The organism is Novosphingobium sp. 11B (assembly GCF_054589055.1).
In genome coordinates this window covers 1-9,622 of record NZ_BAAILP010000110.1, presented here as the reverse complement: position 1 = coordinate 9,622, position 9,622 = coordinate 1, and the positions used below count along the sequence as shown (strand labels likewise).

5 protein-coding genes are annotated in these 9,622 nt (G+C 65.6%); 3 read left to right on the top strand and 2 right to left on the bottom strand.

Annotated features, from left to right (window positions below; translation table 11 throughout):
- Window positions 1-161: 161 nt before the first annotated feature.
- Window positions 162-2,852, bottom strand: a complete 2,691-nt coding sequence (locus ACYPYD_RS09765) for a TonB-dependent receptor domain-containing protein (RefSeq protein ID WP_459662934.1) — start codon at window positions 2,850-2,852, stop codon at window positions 162-164.
- Window positions 2,853-3,137: 285 nt separating this feature from the next.
- Between ACYPYD_RS09765 and ACYPYD_RS09760 the strand changes: the two genes are divergently transcribed.
- Both ACYPYD_RS09760 and ACYPYD_RS09755 read left to right on the top strand, forming a co-directional pair.
- Complete coding sequence (locus tag ACYPYD_RS09760; protein ID WP_459662933.1) at window positions 3,138-4,829, top strand: amidohydrolase; 1,692 nt, start codon at window positions 3,138-3,140, stop codon at window positions 4,827-4,829.
- Complete coding sequence (locus ACYPYD_RS09755) at window positions 4,826-5,419, top strand: FMN-binding negative transcriptional regulator (RefSeq protein WP_459662932.1); 594 nt, start codon at window positions 4,826-4,828, stop codon at window positions 5,417-5,419. Before ACYPYD_RS09760 ends, ACYPYD_RS09755 begins: the two co-directional genes overlap by 4 nt.
- Window positions 5,420-5,429: 10 nt before the next feature.
- Here ACYPYD_RS09755 and pdxR read toward each other — a convergent pair whose 3' ends face one another.
- Window positions 5,430-6,890, bottom strand: a complete 1,461-nt coding sequence (gene pdxR, locus ACYPYD_RS09750; RefSeq protein WP_459662931.1) for a MocR-like pyridoxine biosynthesis transcription factor PdxR — start codon at window positions 6,888-6,890, stop codon at window positions 5,430-5,432.
- A 396-nt stretch (window positions 6,891-7,286) separates the two neighbouring features.
- On the opposite strand from pdxR, the gene ACYPYD_RS09745 reads away from it, so the two are divergent.
- Window positions 7,287-9,395 carry a TonB-dependent receptor gene (locus tag ACYPYD_RS09745; RefSeq protein ID WP_459662930.1) on the top strand — a complete coding sequence of 703 codons (2,109 nt, stop codon included), beginning with the start codon at window positions 7,287-7,289 and terminating at the stop codon, window positions 9,393-9,395.
- Window positions 9,396-9,622: the final 227 nt, after the last annotated feature.

Genomic DNA, 9,622 nt, shown 5'->3' with positions numbered 1-9,622 from the left:
CGAAGCAATCCAGGGCAGTCTTGAGCCGCCCTGGATTGCTTCGCTGCGCTCGCAATGACGGCAGTGGTGGGTGGTAAAGGCTCATCGCGAACTGCGGGCATGGAAAAAGGCGGCGGGTGCGAAACCCGCCGCCTTTTCCGTGCGTCCTCAAGGCCCCCGCGTCAGAACTCCAGACGCGCGCCCACGGTCATGTAGCGACCGATGACGTCGTAGTACGGCGAGAAGTTCGAGTAGAGCGGCGGGTTCTTGTCGAACAGGTTCGACACGTTGCCGTAAAGCTCGAAGTGCTGGCCGTCACCGAAGGGCACCTTCTGGCTGAGCTGCAGATCGATGTAAGTATAGGCCGGGATGCGCCCGTTGGTGATAGTCGGGCGCGTACCGTCCCACAGGCCCGCCGACGTGTAGCGCGCCCGCACCAGACCGCTGAAGCCGTCGCTGGCATAGCCGACCGAGGCGTTGGCTCGGATGCGCGGCACGCCGTTGACGAAGGCATAGCCTTGCGACTTCACGTAATCGACCTTGGTGACGCCGTCGTCGGTGGTGAAGCGGTTCACCCAGGTGCCGACGAGGCGGAAGGTGACCCGCCCGTTGGCGTCGTTGTTCACCGGCATAGTATAGGCCACTTCGGCATCGATACCGTCGGACTTGAACTCCGACAGGTTGACCGAGGACGAGGCGACGCTGACGATCCTGCCGTCGCTGCCGCGCGTGATATAATCGCACAGGCTGGCGTTACCGCTGTTGCAGCGATCGACCAGAACCTGCGCGCCGATGCTGGTGATGACGTCCTTGATCGCGATATTGAAGTAGTCGATCGAGGCGGTCAGGCCGCGCAGCGGAGCGGCAGTGATGCCCGCCGTCCACGTATCCGCCTTTTCCGGGCGGAGCGAGGCATTGCCGCCGCCGTAGACCAGAATGCTGCGGCTGCCATCGCCGGTGTACTGCGGATCGATCACGCCGACATAGCTGACCGTGCGGTTGGAGTAGAGTTCGCTGATGTTGGGCGCGCGAATGTCGCGCGAACGGGTGACGCGGCCGATGACGCCGGGCAGGAATTCATTGGTGGCGCCCAGCTTCCACGACCAGACGCTGCCGGTGGTGCTGTAATCTGACACGCGCACCGCGCCGTTCAGCTCCAGCTTGCGCAGCAGCGGCACGTCGCGGATCACCGGCACGACCACTTCGCCGAACGCTTCCTTCACGTCGTACTTGCCCTGCAGCGAGGTGAAGTAGAACGTCGAGAAAGCGCGGGCGGCGTCCAGTTCGCCGATCGTCGAGCTGGTTTCCAGATTGCGTCCTTCCGCACCGATCGCGATCGATACGGGGCCCGCAGGCAGTTCGAACGGTTCGCCGCGCAGCGAGACGCCGTAAGTGTCGAGCCGGTTCACGCTGTTGGAGCGCGGGGTGCCGGTGACGTAGTCGATCGCCTCTTGCGAGGGCGCGCCTTCGCCGAAAAGGTTGAGCGGCACGCAGCCTGCCGCGCCCGAACGGCACACCGCCTGACCCGTCGCCGGATCGATCACCGCATCCACCGCATTGGCGAAGTTCTGCGTGATCAGGAAGCCGGGAGTGTTGATCTTGTTCCGGTACTGGCCATGGCTGTAATAAGCCGTGTAGCGCCAGCGCCCGTCGCCGAAGCTCCCGTCGAGGGCCAGCGTGCCCTGGATGCTGCGGCGGTCGAGGTTGATCGTGCTGTACGAAAGATCGGCATTGTAGCGCGCCATCGTGAAGCTGCTGGCGTTCGCATCGGCAAGGATCTGCCTGACGTCGTCGTTCAGGAAGGCGTTGTCGGCCCGGATGGTCACGCTGCTGGTGTGATCTCCGAACCACGTATAGCTGTTGTAGTACCGCGAATAGCGCAGGTCAGCGCTCAGCTTGAGCGTATCGGTCAGCTCGTAAGACGCCTTGGCCATCGCCGTGTAGCGCTTCTGCGGCGTGATCAGCGGGCTGCGGTCGTCGTCGGAGGTGCTTTCGCCGCCGACCATGTTGGTGCCGACGATGGTGCCCATGTCGGGCGTGCGCAGGCTGCCGTCGGGGTTGAAGCCCATGCCGCGAAGGCCTGCCGGACCCGAGGTGACATAGCCGCCGACAAGGCGCGTGGCCGAACCGACGTCGGGCGTCAGCGTGTTGGCGATGATGGCGAAGCGGCCCGTGTTCTCGCGGTCGGTCTTGCGGGGGATGCCCTTGTTGTCGAGGTATTCGCCGCCGATCACGAAGTGGCCCCGGCCCCCTGCGAAGCTGGTGCCGTACTTGCCCTCGAACTTGACCTGGCCCGCGTCACCGCGCGACGAGATGCCGCCCTCGGCGCCGAGACGGACGCCTTCGTACTCGCCGTCGACGATCATGTTGACCACGCCCGCGACCGCGTCCGAACCCCACGCCGCCGAAGCGCCGCCGGTGACGATGTCCACGCTCTTGACCATGATCGAGGGCACGGTGTTGAGATCGTTGTCGCTGACCAGACGGCGTCCGTCGACGAGGACCAGCGAGCGAGTTTCGCCAAGGCCGCGGATGTTGACCGGGAAGCGGCCCGCCTGCGCATTGGTGCCCGAGGTCTGCGGCGACTGCGAGGCCTTGAACTGCGGCAGGTCGGCCAGCGCCGCGCCGATGTTGGTGCGGCTCACGACCTGCAGGTCTTCCTGCGACATGTGCAGCAGCGGCGTCGGCGATTCGTAGCCGGGGCGGTCGATGCGCGATCCGGTGACGACGATGTCGCCCTGCGGAGATGCAGCGCTGTCGTCGCCTGACTGGGCAGCGGTCTGGGCGAGCGCCGGACCGGCCGAAATGCTCAGTGCGACAAGCGCGGTGCCCGCCAGAATCGACCGGCGGCGTGCGCGGAAAATCTGTTCCATCAATGTATCCCTGTTCGCGGTCGCCCTCGGGGACGATCTGACAATGCTACGAGGCTGGGCCTCGCGGCTGAAAATGGGTGAAGCGCATGCGCGGTCCGGGAGGAACATCCACTTTGAGGAAGTCGAGGGGACCAATGCCCCGCGGCGATGCGGGGACCAGTCGAAGGGACCAGCCCGCGCATTGGTCCCTTGGTCGTGTGTGGTATTGGATGTTGGCGGGACCGGGCGTGCAGGCGAATGGGGCATCTGCACGCACAGGCAACACGCACAGGCAAGGGGAGCGTCATGTTCGATCGTCGTCGATTTCTGGGTTCGGGCGCGGCTCTGCTGGGGTCAGCCGCGTTCGCGCGCCATGCCTTCGCTGCCGGTGCCGCACGCAATGCCGGGCAGCTCGACGTCGCGCTGGTCGGCGGTTCGGTCTGGACCGGCGGCGCGGGCGGGCGCTCCGACGCCATCGGCATCGCCGGAGACCGCATCGTCGCGGTAGGGGCTGACGCGGTCAGGGCACGCATGGCGCGCTCGACGCGGGTGATCGACCTCAAGGGCGCCTTCGCCCTGCCGGCCTTCACCGACAATCACACCCACTTCCTGATGGGGTCCAACGCACTCACCCGGCCGGACCTGCTCAGCGTGAAGGATCGCGCCGAGTTCGTCGCCCGGATCGCCGCCGCCGTGAAGGCCGCGCCCGGCCAGTGGCTGCTCGGCGGATCGTGGGACGAACAGCGCCTCGGCGGTCAGCTTCCCACGCGCGAATGGATCGATGCGGTCAGCCCGGATACGCCCATCGCGGTGCCCCGCACCGACCTGCACAGCTACTTGTGCAACTCGGTGGCACTGAGGCTGGCGGGCATCACCCGTGACACGCCGGACCCGGAAGGCGGCGTGATCGTGCGCGACGCGAAGGGTGAGCCGACCGGCGTGGTCAAGGACAACGCCAAGGCGCTGGTGAACCGCGTGATCCCGCCGCTGACGCCCGAGCAGGTCGAAGCCTCGCTCCGCAGCGGCATCGCCCACGGCCTGAAGCACGGCTTCGCGCAAGTCCACGTGCCCGATCCCTTCGACTGGGACTGTTTCGACGGCCTGCGCCGCCTGCGCGCCAAGGGCGAGACCGACATGCGCTTCTACAACTTCGTGCCGCTGCGCGACTGGGAGAAGATGGCGGCGCTGGTGAAGGACGAAGGCCGCGGCGACGACTGGCTGCGCTGGGGCGCCGTCAAGGCGCTCGTGGACGGCTCGCTCGGCGCGCGTACGGCGCTGTTCCACGATCCCTACACCGACGACCCGCACACCCGCGGCGTGCGCGTGATGCCGCTGGCCGAACTGCGCGAGAAGGTGATCGCAGCCGATCGCGCCGGCCTGCACGTTACCGTCCACGCCATCGGCGACGAGGCGAACGACGATATCCTCGACGTCTATTCCGAGACCGAGCGCCTGAACGGCAAGCGCGATCGCCGCTTCCGGGTGGAGCACGCCCAGCACATCGCGCCAGCCACGATCCCGCGCTTCGCGAAGCAGAACGTGATCGCCTCGGTCCAGCCCTATCACGCGGTCGACGACGGCCGCTGGGCGGTCAAGCGCATCGGCGAGAAGCGGCTGAACGGCACGTATGCCTTTGGCTCGCTGATACGCAGCGGCGCGACGGTGACGTTCGGCTCGGACTGGCCGGTCGCGCCCCTCAGCGCGATGGAGGGCATCTACGCCGCCGTCATGCGCGAGACCATCGATGGCGCGAACCCGCAAGGCTGGCTGCCCGATCAGAAAGTGACGGTGGAGCAGTCGCTGCACGCCTACACGGTGGCCAATGCCTATGCGGGCTTCCAGGACGACCGGCTGGGCCGGATCGCGCCCGGCTTCCTCGCCGACATTGCCGTGCTCGACGCCGACCCGACTGCGATCGATCCGGAAAAGCTGCCCAAGGTCGAGGTGCTGCGCACTTTCGTGGGCGGGCGCGAGCGCTTCACGGCGGCTTCGGCATGAGCGCCTGGTCCCCGCGAAACGCCGCCGAAGTGGCGGCCCTCGTCGCTCGTCATCCCCTTGCATGGGTGGTTTCCGGAGCGCCCTCGTTCCATGCGACGCCGCTGCCGCTGGTCGCCGATCTCGACGACGAGGGCGGCGTCGCGGCCCTTGTCGGCCACTTCGCGCTGCGCAACCCGCAAGTCGAGGCGCTGAAGGCACACCCCCGCGCGCTGGTGCTGTTCCAGGGGGCGGAAGGCTACATCTCCCCCGAACTGGTCACCCAGCCGCAATGGGCACCGACATGGAACTATGCGGTCGCCCGGCTCGAGGTGGAAGTGGAATTCGCGGCCGAACAGAACGGCGAGGCGCTCGATCGCCTGATCGCGCACATGGAAGGTGATCGCCCGGACCGCTGGACCGTGGCCGCCATGGGCGAACGCTACGAGCCGATGAGCCGCCACATCATCGCCTTCAGGGCCAGGGTGTTGTCGTGCGACGCGACGTTCAAGCTGGGTCAGGACGAGCGGCCGGAGAGCCTGGCACAGATCCTCGCGGGGCATGCCGACCCGGAATTGACGGCAGCGATGCGCGAAGCCAACGAGCCCCGTTAATCCAGCAGGGTCAATCCAGTAACTGGCGCAGCGCTTCCAGCGCCCCGCGCGCTTCGCGTTCGTCGAGGCTGGCGAAGCCGATCCGTAATCCGCGCGGCGCGTCCGCGCGGGTCTGGAACGAGCGTGACGAAGCAAAGCGCAGGCCCGCGCCCGCCGCTCCGGCCTCGATCCGGTCGAGAATTTCGTCGGATGCAAAACGTAGCCAGAACGCGAGGCCGCCCGGCGGCATCTCGTACTTCACCCTGTCACCGAGTGTGTCGTCGAGCACCTGCGCGAAGGCGGAGCGGCGTCCGGCGTAAATCTGGCGCACCTTGCGGGCATGGCGGCTGAGTTCGCCGCTGTCGATCAGTTCGGCGGCGGCATGCTCGGTCAGCGTATTGCCCATGCCGTCGACCAGCGAGACGATGTGCGCCAATGCCTCGATCACTTCCACAGGCGCGGCGATATAGCCGATGCGCAGGGCGGGCAGCAGCAGCTTGGACAGCGATCCGGCGTAGATCACCCGTCCGGGCGCATAAGCCGCCATCGGCAGCAGCGGCTGCGAGGCGAAATGGAACTCGTGATCGTAATCGTCCTCGATCACCGCGAAGCCGAACTGGCGCGCAAGGTCGAGCAGGCGCAGGCGTCGCTCGGGCCGCAGCGCGACGGTGGTAGGAAACTGGTGGTGCGGCGTCACGAACACCGCCGCCACCCGGTTGCGGCGGCAGGCGGCTTCCACGTCTTCAAGGCAAATGCCATCATGGTCGAGCCCGACAGGCACGATCTTCGCCCCGCGCGCGGCGAAGGCAGCGACGGCGGGTTCGTACGTCAGTTCCTCGACGATCACCGCGTCGCCGGGCCGGATGAGCAGGCTGGCGGCGAGGAAGATGCTGTTCTGGCTGCCGCGCGTGATGCAGATGTTGTCCGCCGTCACCGGCAGGCCGCGCTGGCTCTTGAGCATTGCCGCCACACTCTCACGCAGGGCCGGGGCGCCGCGCGGATCGCGGTACTGCAAGCCGTTGGCCCGCGTGAGCCGCTGGGCGGCGCCGCGATAGGCGCGAGACAGCAATTCCACCGGGAACAGTCGCCCGTCCGGAGCGCCCTCATCCAGCTTGATGCCCGGTCCTTCGGGCAGCGCCAGCGGATGCTCGGGACCCTGGATGAAGCGATACTCGGCTTGACCGGATGCCTCACCCCCTTCCGGAGCGGCAGGCCCCGCCGGGTCGGGCAGCGCGGTGGAAACCATCGTGCCGCGCGTGCCTGCGGACGACAGCCACCCTTGCGCGATCAGGTCCTCGTAAGCGAGCACCACCGTCTTGCGATTGACGCCGAGCCCGGCCGCGAGTTCGCGACTACTCGGGAGGTAGCTGCCGGAGATTAGGCGCCCGCTCTCGATATCGCGGATCACCGCTTGGATGATCTGCATGTAAACGGGCTCGGAACGCGCGGCGTCGATGCGCTGGCTGAGGCTAATCTGCCAAGGGCGCAGCATGGCTCAGCAGCCTCTGTTCGAACGGTCGTCCATCATGGCGGATTAGCGAAGCGCACGTGGCTATGGCAACCGTGTTGTCCGCCGCCTCACCAGGACAACTATATGCGTCGTGCGCCATAACACACTGCGGCCCGGTCGACCCGGCGCGAGATAGCCGTTGCAGAACCATCCTGTGCAACTGTAAATGCGTCGCATTACCTCTTGGACCCGTATGGTTTGGAAAACTGGATGTTCGCAAGTTTTCCCAATGCTGGCAGACGTGCGATCGGGGCGGGCTCGATGCCACTTCGGATCAGGTCCTCAGGGGGAACTGACATCTCAAAACGGGGACTATCCAGCATGCTTGAGTTTCGCGATTTTCGGAATGGGTGCGCGATCGGAGCGCTGATCGCTGGCTTGCTCACCGCGCCTGCCTTTGCCCAAGCCGGCACCGGCACCGCTACCGACGACAACGACAGCATCATCGTCAGCGCTCAACGAGAAAACGAGACGCAGGTGATCCGCAAGGGCAGTCTTGGGGCGCTCGGCGACAAGGACGCGATGGCCGTGCCTTTCGCGATCAAAGCTTATTCGGATACGCTTATCCTTAATCAGCAACCGCTCACGCTTGGCCAGGTGCTGGAAAACGACCCGTCGGTACGGACCTCGCTGGGCTTCGGCAATGCGTCTGAGCAGTTCGTGATCCGCGGCTTCCCGCTGTACGGCGAAGATATCGCGATCGACGGACTGTATGGCGTGACGCCGCGCCAGCTGGTTTCGCCCGAGCTGTATGATCAGGTGCAGATTCTCAATGGCGCCAGCGCGTTCCTGTTCGGCGCCGCACCGGGCGGCACTGCGCTTGGTGGCACGGTCAACCTGCAGCCCAAGCGGGCAAAGGACCAGCCCATCAACCGGGTGACGGTGAACTACCAGTCGGACGACCACTTTGGCGGCGCCTTCGACTTCGGCCGCCGCTTCGGCGGTGATGGCCAGTTCGGCATGCGCATCAACGGCGCTGCGCGCGGCGGTGATACGGCCATCGACGATGAGTTCCGCAGCTCGGTCGTGCTTGGCGCTGCGTTCGACTGGCGCAGCGATCGCTCTAGACTTTCGCTCGATCTCGCGTTCCAGCGCGTCAAGGTTCGACACATGCGCCCGATGGTGCAGTTGAACGGTGTGACCGCCATCCCCGATGTGCCCGATGCCGACAGCAATTACGGACAGGACTGGAACTACACCACGATCCGCGACGTCTTCGGCATTGCCAAGTTCGAATACGACATCACCGATGACTTCATGTTCTACGCCGCTGCCGGTGCGCGTGATACGGCCGAGCGCGGCGTCTATCAGGGCTTCCAGCTGACCAATGCGCAGACCGGCGACGGCTTCGTCACCGGATCGAGCATTCCGCGCAACGACAACAACGAGGCGGGCCAGGCCGGTATCCGCGGCAAGTTCGCCACCGGTCCGATCACGCACGAGATCAACGTGGGTGCCTCGCAGAGCCGTTACATCAACCGCAACGCCTACGAATTCGGGCCGTTCAGCCGCAATACCGTCAACGGCAACAACCTTTACGATCCGGTGGACGTCGCCAAGCCCACCTTCACGGCCCTGCGCGCAGGCAATCTCGAGGACCCCAACCCCGCCAACCGCACCCGTCTGACCAGCTTCTACGGCTCCGACACTCTGGGCGCGTTCGACGGGATTGTGGAATTGACGCTCGGCCTGCGCCGGCAGAACATCTTCTACCGCGCCTACAACATCACCACCGGCGTTCGGACGAGCCGTTACAAGGAAAGCGCCACCACGCCGGTCGTCGGCCTTGTCGTACGGCCGAACGAAACGGTTTCGATCTACGCCAACCGCATCGAAGGCCTTGTCCAAGGCCCAGTCGCGGGCGCGGGCACGATCAACGTCGGCGAGGTGTTCCCACCGTACAAGACCGTGCAGTACGAAATCGGCGGCAAGGTTGCGATGGGGCGCTTCAACGCCTCGCTTGCGCTGTTCCAGACCGATCGGCCGCAGACGCTGAACGAAGTGACCAGCGCCGGCACCGTGTTCACGCTCAATGGCCAGCAGCGCAACAAGGGCGTGGAACTGAGCCTTGACGGCGAACCGACGGACGGTCTGCGCATCATTGCCGGTCTATCGGTCACCGATGCCAAGCAGCGTCGCACCACCAATGGCGCGACCGACGGCAACGACGCTATTGGCGTTCCTGAGTACACCGCCAATGCCAACGTCGAGTGGGATCTTGCGTTCTTGCCCGGCGTGACGCTGACCGGCCGTGTCATGCAGACCGGCAGGCAGATGGTGAACCTCACCAATACGCTGGAACTGCCTGAATGGACCCGCTTCGATCTCGGCGCCCGTTATGTGGTAGCGATCGCGGACAAGCCGGTGACGTTCCGCTTCAATGTCGATAATGTCGCCAACAAGCGGTACTGGGCGTCGTCGCTCGGCGGCTATCTGGTGCAGGGCATGCCGCGCGTGTTCAAGGCTTCGGCCACCGTCGAGTTCTGATTTTGGGTATCCGATAAAGGAAGAAGGCCTGGCCGTTGACGGCTGGGCCGGCTTGCCCTGCAATTTTGCGTAGAGGCACGTTCGTGCACGCATCAGCGCCGCAAGGCCCAAGTTGAACAGTGCTAGCGGAACACGCAGGGAACGCGAGACCATAAGTATCTGATTTTGCGGTGAGTGGATTTGGCGGCAAAATCGGGTGTGCTAACAACATTTTTGCTGTGACTGTC